The sequence below is a fragment of the Parageobacillus sp. VR-IP genome (assembly GCF_013357975.1).
In the GTDB taxonomy this organism is placed as follows: domain Bacteria; phylum Bacillota; class Bacilli; order Bacillales; family Anoxybacillaceae; genus Saccharococcus; species Saccharococcus caldoxylosilyticus.
This window is the reverse complement of sequence record NZ_JABVYQ010000008.1, coordinates 19,182-35,596: the sequence shown is the minus strand read 5'-3', so window position 1 is coordinate 35,596 and position 16,415 is coordinate 19,182. Positions and strand designations below refer to the sequence as shown.

At 46.2% G+C, this 16,415-nt stretch carries 14 protein-coding genes and 1 pseudogene; 6 read left to right on the top strand and 9 right to left on the bottom strand.

The features are described from left to right. Position 1: 1 nt before the first annotated feature. The 5 genes and pseudogenes from HT574_RS16740 to HT574_RS16720 form a co-directional block, all read right to left on the bottom strand. Positions 2 to 796 (bottom strand): PhzF family phenazine biosynthesis protein, encoded by a 795-nt coding sequence (locus HT574_RS16740; protein ID WP_175245474.1) that lies wholly within the window; start codon positions 794 to 796, stop codon positions 2 to 4. 1 nt (position 797) lies between these two features. Next, positions 798 to 1,436 carry an NAD(P)-binding protein gene (locus HT574_RS16735; RefSeq protein ID WP_175245473.1) on the bottom strand — a complete coding sequence of 213 codons (639 nt, stop codon included), beginning with the start codon at positions 1,434 to 1,436 and terminating at the stop codon, positions 798 to 800. 61 nt (positions 1,437 to 1,497) lie between these two features. Continuing rightward, positions 1,498 to 2,100 carry a hypothetical protein gene (locus HT574_RS16730; protein WP_175245472.1) on the bottom strand — a complete coding sequence of 201 codons (603 nt, stop codon included), beginning with the start codon at positions 2,098 to 2,100 and terminating at the stop codon, positions 1,498 to 1,500. 244 nt (positions 2,101 to 2,344) lie between these two features. After that, positions 2,345 to 2,716, bottom strand: a complete 372-nt coding sequence (locus HT574_RS16725; RefSeq protein ID WP_175245537.1) for a DnaJ family domain-containing protein — start codon at positions 2,714 to 2,716, stop codon at positions 2,345 to 2,347. Next, a pseudogene (locus tag HT574_RS16720) lies at positions 2,716 to 4,467 on the bottom strand (putative bifunctional diguanylate cyclase/phosphodiesterase); the annotation flags it as partial. The gene HT574_RS16725 and the pseudogene HT574_RS16720, both read right to left, overlap by 1 nt. Positions 4,468 to 4,817: 350 nt before the next feature. Here HT574_RS16720 and HT574_RS16715 point away from each other — a divergent pair. After that, positions 4,818 to 5,270, top strand: a complete 453-nt coding sequence (locus HT574_RS16715; protein WP_175245470.1) for a C40 family peptidase — start codon at positions 4,818 to 4,820, stop codon at positions 5,268 to 5,270. A gap of 392 nt (positions 5,271 to 5,662) precedes the next feature. Beyond that, complete coding sequence (gene mreBH, locus HT574_RS16710) at positions 5,663 to 6,670, top strand: rod-share determining protein MreBH (protein WP_017436105.1); 1,008 nt, start codon at positions 5,663 to 5,665, stop codon at positions 6,668 to 6,670. Between the two features lie 87 nt (positions 6,671 to 6,757). Here the strand turns inward: mreBH and HT574_RS16705 are convergent, their stop codons facing one another. The 3 genes from HT574_RS16705 to HT574_RS16695 all read right to left on the bottom strand — a co-directional run bounded on the left by HT574_RS16705 (position 6,758) and on the right by HT574_RS16695 (position 11,339). Continuing rightward, on the bottom strand, positions 6,758 to 8,122 hold the full coding sequence (locus HT574_RS16705; protein ID WP_175245469.1) for a (Fe-S)-binding protein: 1,365 nt from the start codon (positions 8,120 to 8,122) through the stop codon (positions 6,758 to 6,760). Next, on the bottom strand, positions 8,119 to 9,531 hold the full coding sequence (glcD, locus tag HT574_RS16700) for a glycolate oxidase subunit GlcD (RefSeq protein WP_175245536.1): 1,413 nt from the start codon (positions 9,529 to 9,531) through the stop codon (positions 8,119 to 8,121). The genes HT574_RS16705 and glcD overlap by 4 nt, the downstream gene beginning before the upstream one ends. A 131-nt stretch (positions 9,532 to 9,662) precedes the next feature. Continuing rightward, positions 9,663 to 11,339, bottom strand: a complete 1,677-nt coding sequence (locus HT574_RS16695; RefSeq protein WP_175245468.1) for an L-lactate permease — start codon at positions 11,337 to 11,339, stop codon at positions 9,663 to 9,665. Between the two features lie 342 nt (positions 11,340 to 11,681). Here HT574_RS16695 and HT574_RS16690 point away from each other — a divergent pair, with 342 nt between their 5' ends. The 4 genes from HT574_RS16690 to HT574_RS16675 all read left to right on the top strand — a co-directional run bounded on the left by HT574_RS16690 (position 11,682) and on the right by HT574_RS16675 (position 15,427). After that, the gene (locus HT574_RS16690; RefSeq protein ID WP_026078539.1) at positions 11,682 to 12,407 is read left to right on the top strand and encodes a FadR/GntR family transcriptional regulator; all 726 of its coding nucleotides are present in this window, start codon (positions 11,682 to 11,684) and stop codon (positions 12,405 to 12,407) included. 137 nt (positions 12,408 to 12,544) lie between these two features. Then, positions 12,545 to 13,261 (top strand): (Fe-S)-binding protein, encoded by a 717-nt coding sequence (locus HT574_RS16685; protein ID WP_017436110.1) that lies wholly within the window; start codon positions 12,545 to 12,547, stop codon positions 13,259 to 13,261. Positions 13,262 to 13,277: 16 nt separating this feature from the next. Then, on the top strand, positions 13,278 to 14,708 hold the full coding sequence (locus HT574_RS16680; protein WP_175245467.1) for a LutB/LldF family L-lactate oxidation iron-sulfur protein: 1,431 nt from the start codon (positions 13,278 to 13,280) through the stop codon (positions 14,706 to 14,708). Then, positions 14,705 to 15,427 carry a LutC/YkgG family protein gene (locus HT574_RS16675; protein ID WP_175245466.1) on the top strand — a complete coding sequence of 241 codons (723 nt, stop codon included), beginning with the start codon at positions 14,705 to 14,707 and terminating at the stop codon, positions 15,425 to 15,427. The genes HT574_RS16680 and HT574_RS16675 overlap by 4 nt, the downstream gene beginning before the upstream one ends. Positions 15,428 to 15,481: 54 nt before the next feature. Here the strand turns inward: HT574_RS16675 and HT574_RS16670 are convergent, their stop codons facing one another. Then, complete coding sequence (locus HT574_RS16670) at positions 15,482 to 16,414, bottom strand: D-2-hydroxyacid dehydrogenase (RefSeq protein ID WP_017436113.1); 933 nt, start codon at positions 16,412 to 16,414, stop codon at positions 15,482 to 15,484. Between the last annotated feature and the right edge of the window lies 1 nt (position 16,415).

The following is a 16,415-nucleotide window of genomic DNA, read 5'->3' as shown; positions in this document are numbered from 1 at the left end:
ATCAGTCTACTAACTCACCTTTCCATACGGCTACTGCTTGTCCAGACAGCCCCACCCTATCATGATTTACTTTGACTTTGACTACTCCTCCTCTTTTCGACGCCTGATAAGCTATAAGCAATGATTTTCCTAACTTTGTCTTCCAATAAGGCCCCAAGCAGCAATGCGCCGAACCGGTGACGGGATCCTCCGGGATGCCAATCGCAGGGAAAAAGCAGCGGGAAAAAAAGTCAAATTTCTCCGTTGAGGACCGGCTTGTGACAATAACCCCGCGTGTTTTGACTTGCTGTAATAAGGTGAAGTTCGGCCGCAATTCCCTCAGCTGTTGTTCTGACTCTATTTCAATGAGGTAGTCAAACCGATTTCTTCCAACAAACAGCGGCTCCACTCCAAGCGCTTCGACTAGTTCATCTGGATAGGCAGCAATCGGTGCCGGCGGCTCGCTCGGAAAATCCATCTGTATCCACTCACCATCTTTGCGGGTTGTTAAAGTGCCGCTTTTCGTATAAAACGAAATCATCTCATCAGGATCGACCTTCCCGAGTTCCCACAATATATGTGCGCTCGCTAATGTCGCATGGCCGCATAAATCCACCTCTGCATTTGGCGTAAACCAACGCAGCAAGTATCCATTTTTATACGGGGACAGAAACGCCGTCTCTGATAAATTCATTTCCGCCGCTACCTTTTGCATCCATTCTTCTGGCATTGGGGCAGAAAGAAGACAAACAGCAGCCGGGTTTCCGCTGAATCGCTCGTTCGTAAACGCATCTACGACATAGATTGGTATCGTCATCCTACTCTTCCTTTCGCCTAATTTCCTCTTTCATAGCATTCTCCAGCAGCTGTTCAAACTCCTCCTCCCAATTTCCCCTCTTGCAAAATGATTCGTCAGCAATTGCTTTAAATAATTCTTTCCTTTTTTGTTCATCGCGCACATGCCGTAAAATCCATTGCCGGCATTCGTAAAGAAAATCGATATACCGCCCGTAGTCATCATCGTACAGTTCCTCAAGCCGGCGGCGGATTTGCCGCGCGATGGTCGGGCTTGCGCCGCCTGTCGAAATCGCAATCGTCAATCTGCCGCGCCTTACGACCGCAGGAACATGAAAATTGGACCGTTCCGGGTCATCAACAATGTTGATAAGCTGATAAGGCTTCGCCGCTTTCGCCACCGCTTCGTTCACAGCCCGATTGTTCGTTGCGGCAATCACGATCCACGCTTCTTTCATATCATCAGGAGAAAACGTTTTTTGCCGCCAAATCAGTTTTTTATCTGCGGCTAACTGTTCAATCCCCGTTGTAATCGTGGGGGCCACTACCGTAATTTTTGCCTTTGCTTCCAGCAAGCCGTAAATTTTCCGTTCCGCCACCTTTCCTCCGCCGACAACGAGAACGCTTTGATTTGCGACATTCAGCATAATTGGATATCCCATACCATTTTCCCCTTTACAAAAAACGGCCGTGTAGAAATCCACGGCCTTTTTCTTCATTATATTATCTTTGCGTCGCTTCTTGAATCCATTCTGCTAACCGTTCATTTTCTTTTTTCATATGCTTTAGCCATTGCGGAAGCAACTCAGCAAGCGCTTCTTTATCATTTTCTTTCATCGCCTCATATGTTTTATGATGAAGCTCGCGCAGTTTTTGCTTTTCTTCTTTGGACATCCATTTTTTCTTCTTGTGTAATTGTTTCAACTCTTGCTTAAATTGTTCTTTCGTTATTTCTTGGTTTGCAAGGCGGTCAATCAGCCGATCGAGCGCTTGCTCTCGCTTTTGTTTCATCTCTTTGCATTTTGCTTTCAACGCTTTTTTCACTTGTTCATCTTGCAGTTTTGCCCGCAATTGTTTGCGCTCATTCAGAACTTTTTTCCATTCATCGGCTTGGTCTGGCGTATATTGTTTGACTATTCCCATCCATTTTTGTTCATCGAGCTCTCCGTGCTTGAACATATGTCCGGCAAATGAATGTTCCATCGCGTGGTTAGCTTTGACAATACTGCCTTGTTGCGCCGAGTTGGAATCCGGATTGGCGGCCAGCACTCCTGCCGGGATGGTCAGCATTAAAACAGTTAGGAAAGAAATCCACGTTTTTTTCATCTGACTCACACTCTCCTTTTTCCTTTGTATTGTTCACACCATTTTGGCATTAGCCGTTGAAAAGTTCCATCTGCTAATACGACAACAATTTTTGTTCATCGGAAACGCACCGCTTCTTTTGCTCCCATAAAAGCAGGAATGCCATTCACCAGCATCATCCCTATTTTCCCCATTTTTCCACGCTCCTTTCACATAAAATGAAAAAAAGAACTTGCTGCTTTTTCACAGCAAGCTTTCCCGTTGATTACCGGAATTTCTCGTCGATTCGCCGCTGATAGTCGCGCAATGCTTGGGAATTTGTTTTATTTCGCTTTTTCATGAGCGCATTCCAGCGCAACAATTTCTCATTTAGCTTCTTCTTCAATTCCTTTTTTTCCTCTTCATCTTCACAACAGCGCAACAAATCTTCTAACGTCATTAAATCTTTTTTTAACTCGACTTCCTCAGAGACGTAGCCAGCATTTTTTAATATCAAATAACCGATTCGCAAGTCTTCGGGAATATGAGATAAATCCTCCAGTTCAAGCGGTTTTCCAAAGCCAGGAAGATTATTGAATTCTCCGTTTTTCATCGCTTCGCGAATTTTATCTTCCGCTATTCTCCAAAAAATATCCATCATTTCATCTCCTGTATCCGCAATTCATTCCGGTGCTGTCCGCGCAGAAAGATGAGAAACGCTTCATACGGCAGCGGCGGGGCAAAATAATATCCTTGCGCCTCATCACAACGCTTATTTCTTAAATAGGCCGCTTCCGTTTCCGTCTCTACTCCTTCAGCGAGCACCTTCACACCAATATTATGCCCGAGACGAATAATCGCCGGCAAAATCGCATCTTTTTTTCCTTGAATATTTCGAACAAACGAACGGTCAATTTTTAAACGGTCAATCGGCAAGTCGGTTAAATAACTGAGCGAGCTATAGCCTGTGCCAAAATCGTCCATGCTGATCGTAACGCCGATTGCTTTCAGCTTGGTTAAAATCGCGATCACCCGCTCTGTATCCATCGCCATCCGCTCCGTAATTTCCAAATCTAAATGATGCGGTGGCAACCCTGTCTCCTCAAGCAGATTCGCCAGCTTATCGACAAAACGACGGTTTTCAAACTCATAACAAGATAAATTAACAGATACTGATAGGTTAGGGAAATATTCCAATAATTGTTTTGTTTGCCGACAAGCGGTACGAATCACCCATTCGTTAATCGGGATAATAATGCCAGTTTGTTCGGCGACAGGGATAAATGTATGGGGCGATATAATCCCTTTTTCCGGGTGGTTCCAGCGAATTAACGCTTCCATGCCGGTAATGGCACCGTTATCTAGCCGAATTTGCGGTTGATAATAAAGTTCAAATTCCCTTTTTTCCAGTGCCCGGCGCAATTCTCGCTCCATGGCAATCTTTTTGTGAAGCACGAGGGCCATTGGCTCCTCAAAAAACAAAAATTCGCTTGCTACCTTTTTCCGGGACCGGTATCTCGCAATATCTGCTTTTCGAATTAATGTTTTTGAATCCATTCCATCCTTTGGATATAAACTAATGCCAATTTTTATTGTAACATATAATTTTAGGCCTTCTACCACAATTGGTACATCAGCAATTTCACTAAACTGTTTAGCAACCATTTCCGCCTTTTCTTTCGCGCTTTTGGGCAAAATCGCAATAAATTCATTGCCGCTCCATCTTCCTAGCAACACATTTTCGCCGCTTCGTTTTTTCCATTCCGTTGCGATTCGCAGCAGCACCTGATCGCCTACGGCATATCCGTAAAAATCGTTAATCGTCTTCATCCCGCTAATCTCAAGAAACATAATAGCCACTTCTTCCTGGCGGGAAGATGCCTCCTGAATACTTTTCTCAATGGCATGGTGAATTGCTTCCTTATTGGGCAGTCTGGTTAAATCGTCATGCGTCGTTATATAGCGCATTTTTTCTTCATTTTTCTTCTGTTCTGTAATATCGCGAATCACCGTGAAATTTACCTTTCTACCATCATGGTCATACTTGCGCTGCACGATTTCTGCCGGCAAAACGGTGCCGTCTTTCCTCCGAAGTTGAATTTCGTAGCGTTCTTCCTGGCAATCATCGTGCTCCATTTTCTTCAACGAACCGGCGACTATTAAATCGCCAATCGGCATATGGATCAGCTCGCTTTCCACATATCCAAGCAGCTGGCAGGCAGCGCGGTTCGCTTCCATCACTTGGCCGTGCCCATGAACAATAACTCCTTCCATTGTCATTTCCATGAACCGTTTAAAACGATTTTCGCTTGCTTCTAATTCCCGCTTATATTTTTCCAGCGATTTTCGTTTTACTTGGATATATATCGCCAGCAAATAGACAAGAAACACGAGAAAACTCATCCATAAAATATATTCGATTTCTTTCGACATAAACAATCACCATCATCTATTATTCGATTTCTTTATGAACATTATAGAAAGGTTGTTTGTCCCCTTCTTTCCTACCTCATTCCTATTCATTCGACAATTTACGACATAATCGGTGTTCATTTTAGTACATAAGTATTGATTTGTAGTGAACTTTTACATTATTAATAAAGAAAAAATTTATATAAGGAATTAGGACTAGGTTATATATTTGTAACTTGGCTGTAACATTATTTAATTCAACTGTAAAAAAAATGAGTCCTATCCTTTGTTATACTATAGTCAAGTTAAGTCGAATCGGAAAATTTGTTGTCGGGGGTTTAGGGAAAATGAAGAAATTTATCGCACTAGCTTCACTATCGTTTTTAGTTCTATTTTCCTCTTTATTTGTAAACACTTCCAGCACTGAAGCAGCAGGGAACACGAAGTTATTAATTGCTGAAGCGAAAAAACTGATTGGCACTCCATATCGATATGGCGGCACTACACCAAGAGGGTTTGATTGTTCCGGGTTTGTATATTATACACATAAAAAAATTGGAATAACTTTGCCTCGTTCTTCTAAACTGATGTACCAAAAAGGGAAAACCGTATATAAATCAGGATTAAAGCCTGGAGATTTAGTATTCTTTAATACATCCAAAAGCAAAAAAGGCGTTTCCCACGTAGCGATTTACATCGGGGGCAACCGCATCATCCACGCCGTATCAAAAGGAGTGAAAATTGACAATTTAAATAATTCTTATTGGAAGAAAAGATATGTCGGAGCAAAACGATTATAAGGAAATAACAAAAACTCTCTGGCATATTAAGCAAGCGTGCTTAATGTGTAGAGAGTTTTTATATTACAAAAAAGTTGCCCTCCCGATATAGGAGGGCTTCTATATATTCATAGGGGATCGGGGGAATACTTGGAAAACTTTACGCTACTATTCATTTCCCCTTTTTTATTATTTTATACATGGAAAGAAAAAAATTTTTTTCCATCCGTTAGGAATTTTTCCCCTTAGCCATACTACCTATCGACATATTTTTCTCTTTTTCACATTTCATCGTCATAAAAGAAACAATGGGATCGAAAGTTATATATGTATGAATGGAACTCTGCTTATCTGATTCAAACTGCTGCTTACGCTTTCGGTAAATCCATTCTTGTATAAGGCAGGTGTTAAGCATGTTTGCTTCTTCGGAAATTGGGATTGATTTAGGAACAATGAATATACAGCTGTATAGTAAAAATAAAGGCATTATTTTTAACGAACCAGCAGTGATTGCCTATGATGTTCAAACGAACGAAGTACTGGCGATTGGCAACGAGGCAAAAGTGATGATCGGGAAAACCCCAAATCATGTCGAAACGACTTATCCATTAAAAAATGGGGTGATTGCTGATTTTGACAAAGCGGCAACGATGCTCAAACAAGTGTTGAAACTTGCCGGCAAACGCATCGGTTTTTCGGTCAAAAAGCCAAACGTCGTCATCAGCGTCCCATTTCACGCTACTTCCGTAGAACGCCGTTCCTTTTATGAAATCGCCAAACATTGCGGAGCGAAACACGTACACCTAATTGAAGAACCGGTTGCTGCGGCGATCGGCGCTGACTTGCCGGTCGATGAGCCGGTGGCCAATGTCGTCGTCAATCTAGGCGCCGGCAAGACGGAAGCGGCAATTATTTCGTTTGGCGGAGTCGTTGCCTGCCAGTCGCTTCGTGTCGGCGGCAATCAGCTAGATGATGATATTATTCAATATGTAAGACAACATTATAACTTATTAATCGGCGAGCAGACAGCGGAACAAATTAAAATGGAAATTGGCCATGCTCCTGGCATCCATGAAGAACGAACCATGGTCATTCATGGCCGCGACTTGGTGACCGGCTTTTTAAAAGCGGTGACGTTGAGTTCTACAGAAGTGCAAAAAGCCATCGAAGAATCGCTTTTCGAAATTCTTGGCGCCATCCATACGGTACTGGAAGAGTGTCCGGCAGAACTAAGCGGTGATATTATTGACCACGGCATTGTGTTAACCGGCGGCGTCGCCCTTCTTCACGGAATCGAACATTGGCTTAGTTCCGAGCTGCACGTTCCGGTTTACACTGCACCTAATCCGATTGAAGCGGTAGCGATCGGTACCGGAAAAGCCCTCCAGGCCGTACCAAAGATGATCAGCACGGTTCTATAAATGCTTCGGTGAAGAAGCCCCGCGTTACTGTTGATGTAACGCGGGGTTTCACTTTAAGCAAGGCTTGTCCACTCTTTCCTTTTGCGATTATGACGTTTTGCGAATGGGTTCTTCCTGTTCAGACGCCTGAATTCCTTTGGCTGCTTCGAGAAGAAAATCAACAAGATGGACGGCTCGGACGCGACCCGCAAGCCCCGCCCGCTCAATGCCAAGCTTCACTTGCAAAAGACAGCCGGGGTTGGCCGTCACAATCGTGGCCGCCTTTGTCTGTTTGGCCATTTCCATTTTGTAATCGAGAATCTGCATCGACATTTCCGGCTCGACGATATTATAAATGCCCGCCGACCCACAGCAGCGGTCGGCATCTTTCATCTCTCGAAACTCCACTCCTTCAATCGCGCGAAGCAGCTTTCTTGGCGCTGCAGAAGTCTTCATGACGTTGCGCAAATGGCAGGAATCTTGATACGTCACGATTTGCGGCGGAACTTTCAGCCGTTTTTGCTGAAAATCCAATTCAACGAGCACTTCGGAAATATCTTTTATTTTCGCCACAAAAGCTTTCGCCCGTTCGCTCCACTCCGCCTCGTCTTTCAGCAAATGGTCGTATTCCATTAAGAAAGCGCCACAGCCGCCGGCATTGGTCACAATATCATCGACTTCTAACCGTTCAAATGCTTCGATGTTTCGTTTTGCCAGCTCTTTTGCTTTTTGTTTCTCCCCTCCATGTCCATGCAGCGCGCCGCAGCACGTTTGCGCCGGCGGAATAATCACTTCGCATCCGGCTAACTGCAATAAGCGCATCGTCGCGTCATTCGTTGCCATAAACATCGTGTCCATTAAGCAGCCCGTGAAAAAAGCAACACGCCGCTTTACTGGCCCTTCCGGCGCAAGATGATGCGGCCGCTCTTTCATCTCTTTTAGCGGTGGCACATTTGGCAGTACTTTTTCCATTTGTCGTAACGAAGAAGGCAAGATGTTTAGCAGGCCGGTTTTCCGCGCGAATGACTGCAGGCCGGAACGCTGGTAAAAGCCGATCAGTCCCATCGCCATCCGCATCCGCTCCGGGTATGGAAACAGCTCATGAAATACAAGCTTGCGAACAACGCGGACTAGAAAAGAATGTTTTTTATGCTGCTGAATAATGTCGCGTGCTTCTTCAAGCAAGTGCCCGTAGCGGACTCCGGAAGGACAGACCGGCTCGCATGCCCGGCAGCCTAAACACATATTTAACGAGCGCTCGACATCCTCATCCGGCTCAATCAGCCCGTCGACGACTGCTTTCATGAGAGCGATGCGCCCTCTTGGGGAATGGGATTCCTGAAACCCCGATTCAATGTACGTCGGGCATGTCGGCAGACAAAATCCGCAACGCATGCAGTTCATCAGCTCGTCTTCATCCATCCGCTCCTGAAACTGCTTCTGGATGATCTCCCTTTCTTTTTCCGTCGTCATCGTGTCACCACCACCCGTTTTCTTGTGCTTTTCGCGAATACTTTGCCCGGGTTCATAATGTTATTCGGGTCGAGCGCCTGCTTAATAGCCTTCATCGCGGCAATGCCCGCTTCGCCGAGCTTCCACTCTAAATACGGCGCTTTCATCGCCCCGACTCCATGCTCGCCGGTAATCGTTCCGCCAAGTTCAATCGCTTTTGCGAAAATTTCCTCAAACGCTTTTTCAACCCTTTCCATCTCATCGCGGTCACGTGCATCTGTCGGACAGGTCGGATGCAAATTGCCGTCTCCGGCATGACCAAAAGTGCATATTTTCACATTGTATTTTTCCGCGATTTTATTAATCGCTTTTACCATTTTCGCAATCTCGGAACGCGGCACGGTCGCATCTTCCAAAATGGTGGTCGGTTTGAGGCGGGCAAGTGCGGACAAGGCTGTGCGTCGTGCCGTTCGCAGTGCCTCGGCCTCTTCTTCGGAGCGGGCGAGCTGTACGGAAACGGCTTGTTCCTTTTTGCAAATTTCCGCCATTTTTTTCATATCCCGCTCCACCACTTCCTTTGGCCCGTCCTGTTCAATTAACAGCACCGCTTGAACATCGGTTGGCAAGCCGATTTGCGCGTATGCTTCTACTACTTCCAATGTCGGCTGATCAAGAAATTCAAGGGTGGCTGGGATAATTTTGTTGGCGATAATTTTCGAAACCGAGCGGGCCGCCGCCTCCAGATCTTCATATAGTGCAAGCATTGTTTTCTTCGTTTCCGGCATTGGAATCAGCTTTAACGTTGCTTCCGTAATAACGCCAAGCGTCCCTTCCGAACCGACGAACAGACGGGTTAAATCATATCCTGCTACGTCTTTGGCTAATTTGCCGCCGGTGCGAATAATTTCTCCGTTGGCAAGCACCACTTCAAGCCCCATGACATAATCGCGGGTAACACCGTATTTTAGCCCGCGCAGGCCTCCCGAATTTTCATTAATGTTTCCGCCGATCGTCGAAATTTTCATCGAACTCGGATCCGGCGGGTAAAACAATCCTTTCGCCTCGACCGCATTCATTAAATCGAGCGTAATCACGCCTGGCTGAACGGTAACCGTTAAATTTTCTTCGTCAATCTCTAAAATTTTGTTCATATGTTTGAACACAAGAACGATTCCGCCTTCGACCGGACACGTGCCCGCACAAAGGTTCGTCCCTGACCCACGCGGAACGATGGGAATCCGGTGTTCATTGCAAATTTTCACAACTCGCGAAACTTCCAGCGTATTTCTTGGCGCAATCACCGCATCAGGCAGCGATTGAAATTGCGGGGTGGCATCATAGGAATAAACAAGTCTTCCTGCTTTGGAATCATCGTAATTTTCCTCCCCGACAATACGGATCAGCTGCTGTTTTACTTCGTTAGAAATCAAGTTTCTCATCCTTTCATTTCTCTTTTTCGGCTGCGCAACATGCCGGTTTCACCATGCGCGCAGAAAAGGGACAAAGCCTAGCGCACCCTTCATGTCGTCCGCTAAGCACCGTCCCTAACCGTCTAAACACGCTATGGAATCATCCATGATAAAACATTAGACTGCAAGAATACAAGAATGCCAATCAAAATAATTAAGAAAATGCTATGCTTCACGGTAAACCGGAATAAATCGGACTCCTTTCCGGCCAGACCTACCGCTGCACACGCAACTGCAATGGACTGCGGCGAGATCATTTTCCCGACAACCCCACCGGAAGAGTTCGCCGCCAGCGCTAAAACTGGATCCATGCCGATGGATGTCGCCGTTACCTTTTGCAAATTGCTAAACAACAAGTTCGAAGACGTATCAGAACCAGTAATAAACACGCCGAGCCACCCTAAAAATGGCGAGAAGAACGGAAACAGGGCGTCTGTCTTAGCCAACGCCATACCAAGCGTCGTGCTCATACCGGAAGCGTTGGTGACATAAGCAAAGCCGACCACCGAAGCAATTGTTATAATTGGGAACTTTAATTCATCCAACGTTTCAATAAATGTACGCCCCCAGTCTTTCCAAGACACGTTGACAATAAATTTCGTTACGAACGCTGCTAACAAGATGGCTGTGCCGGCCGCGCCGAGCAATTCTAATTTATATACTGCCGCAATCGGCTGACCGCTCGCATTGATAATTTTATTGTTCAATCCCGGCACTTCCGGCATAAATGTCAGATGGTAGCCAATCGAATTGATTAACTTTAACAATCCGTTTGTGCCCTCATAATGCCCTGTCAACGCCGCTTTTACTTGCGGTATCCCCCATAGAGAAATAAACGCTGTTAGCACCAGAAACGGAGACCAAGCTTTAAACACTTGCCCGCCTGTGTAGGAAACAGCTTTAGCCTGAGCAGTCGCTGCTACTTCCGATTCCGTTGAAAAACGATACGTGCTTTTTGGCTTCCAAAATTTCAAAAAAACAGCCAACGCAAACATCGAAACTAAAGCGGATAAAATATCAGGAAGCTCAGGACCTAGGAAGTTCGAGCTAAAGTATTGGGTAACCGCGAAAGAAACTCCTGATACAATGATTGCCGGCAATACTTCCATTGTTTTTTTCCATCCAGCCATAATAAGCACAAGATAGAATGGAATAAATACGGATAGAAAAGGCAATTGCCGCCCTACCATTTTTGAAATTTCCATTGCCGGAATACCTGTCGGTCCTTCCATCGAGATAATCGGGATTCCAATCGCGCCAAAGGCAACCGGAGCGGTATTAGCAATTAAACAGATTCCCGCCGCATACAACGGATTAAATCCTAGCCCGACAAGCAGCGCCGCGGAAATCGCTACCGGCGCTCCGAATCCAGCAGCTCCTTCCAAAAATGCTCCGAATGAGAACGCAATTAATAATGCCTGCAGGCGGCGGTCTTCTGTAATCGACGTCACCGAATTGCGAATAATATCAAAATAGCCGGATTTAACGGTCAGTTTATACAAAAAGACAGAAGTAATAATAATCCAGCCAATCGGCAACAACCCGTAAACCGCCCCTTGTGTGATCGACATGGCAGCCATTCCCACCGGCATTCTGTAAGCGATTACAGAAATTAGCAAAGCAAGGAGCAATGTTGTAACCCCAGCAATATGCCCTTTCATTCGCTTGACAGCGAGCGCCCAGAAAAAATATAAAATTGGAATTAATGCTACGATGGCTGACAGCCAAAGATGATCTGCGATGGGCGTAAAATCCTGCTTCCACTGCATAAACAATCCTCCCCCTTTGTGTAAATGTAAGTGAAGCTATTCTCCCATCCCTATAATGAGGCTCATCCTTAGTCATCAGATGACCGGATAATAAAATATTACTCGTCTCAAATTATAGAGGTGGTTACTGAAAAAGACAATAGTTGTTTTTTAATATTTTTAAATTTTCGTCCGATTGCTAAAATTCTCTTAGACAAAGAAATTGCTTGTTTCCTCTATATTGGGTGTATAATATAAACAACGCGAATTCTGAATTCTCTTATGTTTAACGAAACGATGTATCCACAAGTCCATAGATTTAGAATGCAAAATATTGAGTTTCGCGATATCGGGGTGAATGCATTGAATTTTAAGCGCATTAAAACAAAAAAGATTTATGAGGAAGTAGCGGAAGCGATTTTTGATATGATCAAAACCGGTGTACTAAAGCCTGGAGATAAATTGGACTCTGTCCAACAGCTTGCCGAAAAGTTCCAAGTAGGACGGGCCGCCATCCGCGAGGCGCTGACCGCGTTAAAAGCAATGGGATTGATCGAATTAAAGCAAGGGGAAGGCACCTACGTGCGCGAATTTGACCCGACGATGCTCATGTTCCCGCTTTCCATGGCCGTGCTGATGAACAAAGAGGATATTTGGCACTTGCTTGAAGTGCGCAAGCTTCTTGAAGCCGGTGCCGCCTCTTTAGCCGCGAACAAACGGACAGAGCAAGATTTGCATGCGATGGAACAAGCACTTCGCGACATGAAAGATGGCATCGGTAACGACGAGCTTGGCGAAAAGGCGGATCTTGCTTTTCATATGGCCGTTGCTGTCGCTTCCCATAATCCCATTTTAGTCAGCTTAATGAACAGCGTATCGGAAATGATGGTCGAAACAATGCGGGAAACGCGGCGGATTTGGCTGTTTTCGAAGCAGACGACAACGGAAAAGCTTCTGCGCGAGCATACGGAAATTTTCCAAGCGATTAAAGAAGGAAACGCAGAAGCCGCGCAGGAACGAATGCTTCAGCATCTGACCAATGTAGAAAACGTGCTTCATCGATATATAAGCACTCAGCGAAACAACTGAGTGCTTTTTTATTATTTTACAAAAATTGCGTCAAAATATACTTCTATTCTCTGAAAATAGTATATAATAAATACAAAGTCATCTGATGACCTGTTCACTTCATCCTATGACAATTATTATGTGGAAGGAGATTTACCATGAAAGTTTCCTTGTTCGTCACCTGTCTCATCGATTTGTTCTATACGAACGCGGGAAAAGCAACGGTAGAGCTGTTGGAACGGTTAGGCTGCGAAGTGGACTTTCCAGAAGCGCAAACATGCTGCGGACAACCTGCCTACAACAGCGGTTATGCCAAAGAAGCAAAGGAAGCAATGAAGCATATGATCCGCACGTTTGAACATGCCGACTACGTAGTTACTCCTTCCGGCTCGTGCGCATCCATGTTTAAGGAATATCCGCACATTTTCCGCGGTGATCCGGAATGGGAGCCAAAAGCGAAAGCGTTGGCTGCAAAAACGTATGAACTAACACAATTTCTTGTTGACGTGCTGAAGGTCGAAGATGTTGGCGCCAAGCTCGAAGGACGCGCCACTTACCATACGTCATGCCATATGACAAGGCTGCTTGGCGTGAAAGAAGCGCCTTTCCGGCTATTAAAAAACGTAAAAGGGCTGGAACTTGTTCCATTGCCGAATGCCCATCAATGCTGCGGATTTGGCGGAACCTTTTCCGTAAAAATGGGGCCAATTTCCGAACAGATGGTGGACGAAAAAATTGAACATATTGAAGAGACACAAGCCGATTATCTGATCGGAGCCGATTGCGGATGTTTAATGAATATCGGCGGACGCATCAAGCGGCAAGGAAAGCCGATTAAAATCATGCACATTGCCGAAGTGTTAAACAGCCGTTAAAAGGAGGGATTCGCATATGCCAATGAAAATAGGAAATCAACCGTTCTGGGAGCGAGTAGAGACAAACCTGCATAACCAATTTATGCGCGGTGCGGTAGCCGGCATGCAGGACCGCGGGTACGAAAGACGGATCGGGGTTACGAAAGAGCTTGGCAACTGGGAAGAATGGCGCTCTCTCGGCGAGGAAATTCGCCAGCATACCCTAGAAAATTTGGACTATTATTTAATGCAATTGAGTGAAAACGTTGCCAAACGGGGAGGCCACGTCTTTTTCGCAAAAACGGCGGAAGAAGCGAATAATTACATCCGCAATGTGGCCATGCAAAAAAAGGCGAAAAAAATCGTGAAATCGAAATCGATGGTAACGGAGGAAATTAACTTAAACCCTGTGTTAGAAGCAATCGGCTGTGAAGTGATTGAAACAGACCTTGGCGAGTACATTTTGCAAATTGATGACCATGATCCTCCTTCGCACATCGTTGGTCCTGCCCTTCATAAAAATAAAGAGCAAATTCGCGACGTTTTCCGCCGCAAACTTGGCTATCAAAAATCGGAAAAACCGGAGGAGCTGGCGCTTCATGCACGGAAAATGCTGCGTCACGAATACCTCACGGCCGATATCGGCATTACCGGCTGCAATTTTGCTATTGCGGAATCCGGATCGATTACGCTGGTGACGAATGAAGGAAATGCGGATTTAGTGACGTCGCTGCCAAAGACACAAATTACCGTCATGGGAATGGAGCGCATCGTGCCAACATTTGAGGAAATGGAAGTGCTTGTCAGCATGTTGACGCGCAGCGCGGTCGGGCAAAAATTAACGAGCTATATTACCGTATTAACCGGCCCGCGCGATGAAGGAGATGCCGACGGCCCGGAAGAATTTCATCTTGTGATTGTCGATAATGGCCGATCCACCATCCTTGGCACAGAATTTCAGCCCGTATTGCAATGTATCCGCTGCGCAGCTTGTGTCAACGTCTGCCCAGTGTACCGCCACATTGGCGGACATTCCTACGGCTCGATTTATTCCGGACCGATCGGCGCTGTCCTGTCGCCGTTGCTAGGCGGATATGACGATTATAAGGAACTGCCGTACGCCTCCTCCCTTTGCGCAGCCTGTACGGAAGTTTGTCCGGTTAAAATTCCGCTTCATGAATTGTTGCTAAAGCACCGCCAAGTCATTGTCGAGCGGGAAGGAAAAGCGCCGGTGGCGGAAAAGCTGGCCATGAAAGCGTTTCGGTTAGGAACCTCTTCACCTTTTCTCTATCAATTCGGCTCGAAAGTCGCATCAAACGCCTTGGCGCCATTTACAAACGATGACCGCATTTCTAAAGGCCCCGGCCCGCTGAAGGCGTGGACGGAAAGCCGTGAATTCCCAGCGCCGAATAAAGAACGATTCCGTGACTGGTTCCGCAAACATCAAAAAGGAGGCGACAAGCGATGAAGACCGGAACGATTCATAACCGCGACGCTTTTTTACAAGCGATTGCCGACCGGCTCGGGCGGCAGCGCCGTGTATCAGGAGTATCTCGCCCGCACTGGAAGTATCAGCCGCAATGGAAAGTATTTGAAGGCTACAGCCAAGACGATTTATTGGCCGTGTTAAAAGCGCAATGCGCACTCATTCACACACAATACGTAGAAACGACATGCGACACGCTAGCGGAAACGGTAAAGCAGGTCGTTGCCCAATACGGGGGCGGCCCGGTTGTCACGTGGGACGATCCGCGCTTTGGCGAATACGGATTAACCGGCTTGCTGCGCCGCGAGTGGCCAAACGAAAACGTGGAGGTTCACATTTGGAACGCTGCGCTAGGCAGAAAAAATATCGATTTTGCCGAAAAAGCGAACGTCGGCATTACGTTTAGCGATATGACGCTGGCCGAATCAGGGACAGTCGTGCTGTTCAGCGGAAATGGAAAAGGGCGCACCGTCAGCTTTTTGCCAAAAACATATATCTCGATCATCGCTAAAAGCACCATTGTGCCGCGCATGACCCAAGCCGCTGCTTATATCCATGAACAGATCGAAAAAGGGCATCTTGTCCCTTCGTGCGTCAACTTTATTACCGGCCCAAGCAACTCGGCCGATATTGAGATGAATTTAGTCGTCGGGGTTCACGGTCCGATGAAAGCGACTTATGTGGTCGTTACCGATCGTTAATATCTTATATCTTAAAATGAAAACGGGCATGTCCCAAAATGGACACGCCCGTTTTTAGTACCCTTTTTCGATATCTACCCGGTTGAAAAGCGGCTGATTGTTTTCCATTCGCCACAGCGTTTGCAAAAAGCAGTCCACCGCTTCTTCCGCCGATGTCAGCGCAGCGATATGCGGCGTAATGATGACGTTTGGATGCAGCCATAACGGTGATGTCGGCGGCAACGGTTCCTCTTCAACCACGTCTAAAACAGCAAGACGAACATGACGGGTTTCCAATGCGCTCCATAGCGCCGTTTCATCGACCGTCGCTCCTCTGCCAACATTAATGAAGCAAGCATTATTTAAAAGAGAAAAAAACCTTTCATCAAACAGATGATACGTTTGTTTTGTCAGCGGAAGTGCGGCAATAATCCAATCTGCTTTTGGCAGCACCTCTTCCGCCTGTTCCGTGGAACACACCTCGGAAAAATACGGTTTTTTCTGCCCGCTTAGTGAAACACCGATCGGTGCAACGCCAAACAGGCGCAGGTGGCGGGCAATCTGCTGTCCGATCTCGCCCGTTCCATAAATAACGACACGCTGCGTCCGCAGCAGCGTTGGTGCGACCGTCTTCCATTGCCGCTGGGATTGGTACCATCCATATACATCATGGCATTGTAAATCCCGCAGCATATAGCTAAGGCAATATTCGCTAATTTGTTCGCCAAACGAGCCGATCGTCCGCGTCAGTACCACATCTTCTTTCCACTCCCGGTTCCATAAAAACGCATCGACCCCGGCGCCAAGTGAGTGAACCCAGCGAATGTCGCCAAATTCAAAGGAAGGAACCGGACGAAAACCGACATACACATCCGCCCAAAAAAAATCATCGCGGCAAACCGCTTCTTCCGCAACAAAACGGAAGTTTTTATCCGGTCTCTTTTGTTGCAATAATGGCGCCATCTCCGCATACAGCCTTCCGGTCACCAAAATATTGTCGATCTTCATT

Bases quoted from the DNA above. Each gene is read 5' to 3' on its own strand.
- HT574_RS16670 (WP_017436113.1), bottom strand. From the start codon at position 16,414: ATGAAGATCGACAATATTTTGGTGACCGGAAGGCTGTATGCGGAGATG.
- HT574_RS16715 (WP_175245470.1), top strand. From the start codon at position 4,818: ATGAAGAAATTTATCGCACTAGCTTCACTATCGTTTTTAGTTCTATTT.
- mreBH (WP_017436105.1), top strand. From the start codon at position 5,663: ATGTTTGCTTCTTCGGAAATTGGGATTGATTTAGGAACAATGAATATA.
- HT574_RS16740 (WP_175245474.1), bottom strand. From the start codon at position 796: ATGACGATACCAATCTATGTCGTAGATGCGTTTACGAACGAGCGATTC.
- HT574_RS16695 (WP_175245468.1), bottom strand. From the start codon at position 11,339: ATGCAGTGGAAGCAGGATTTTACGCCCATCGCAGATCATCTTTGGCTG.
- HT574_RS16735 (WP_175245473.1), bottom strand. From the start codon at position 1,436: ATGGGATATCCAATTATGCTGAATGTCGCAAATCAAAGCGTTCTCGTT.
- HT574_RS16680 (WP_175245467.1), top strand. From the start codon at position 13,278: ATGCCAATGAAAATAGGAAATCAACCGTTCTGGGAGCGAGTAGAGACA.
- HT574_RS16725 (WP_175245537.1), bottom strand. From the start codon at position 2,716: ATGGATATTTTTTGGAGAATAGCGGAAGATAAAATTCGCGAAGCGATG.
- HT574_RS16675 (WP_175245466.1), top strand. From the start codon at position 14,705: ATGAAGACCGGAACGATTCATAACCGCGACGCTTTTTTACAAGCGATT.
- HT574_RS16685 (WP_017436110.1), top strand. From the start codon at position 12,545: ATGAAAGTTTCCTTGTTCGTCACCTGTCTCATCGATTTGTTCTATACG.
- HT574_RS16730 (WP_175245472.1), bottom strand. From the start codon at position 2,100: ATGAAAAAAACGTGGATTTCTTTCCTAACTGTTTTAATGCTGACCATC.
- HT574_RS16705 (WP_175245469.1), bottom strand. From the start codon at position 8,122: ATGACGACGGAAAAAGAAAGGGAGATCATCCAGAAGCAGTTTCAGGAG.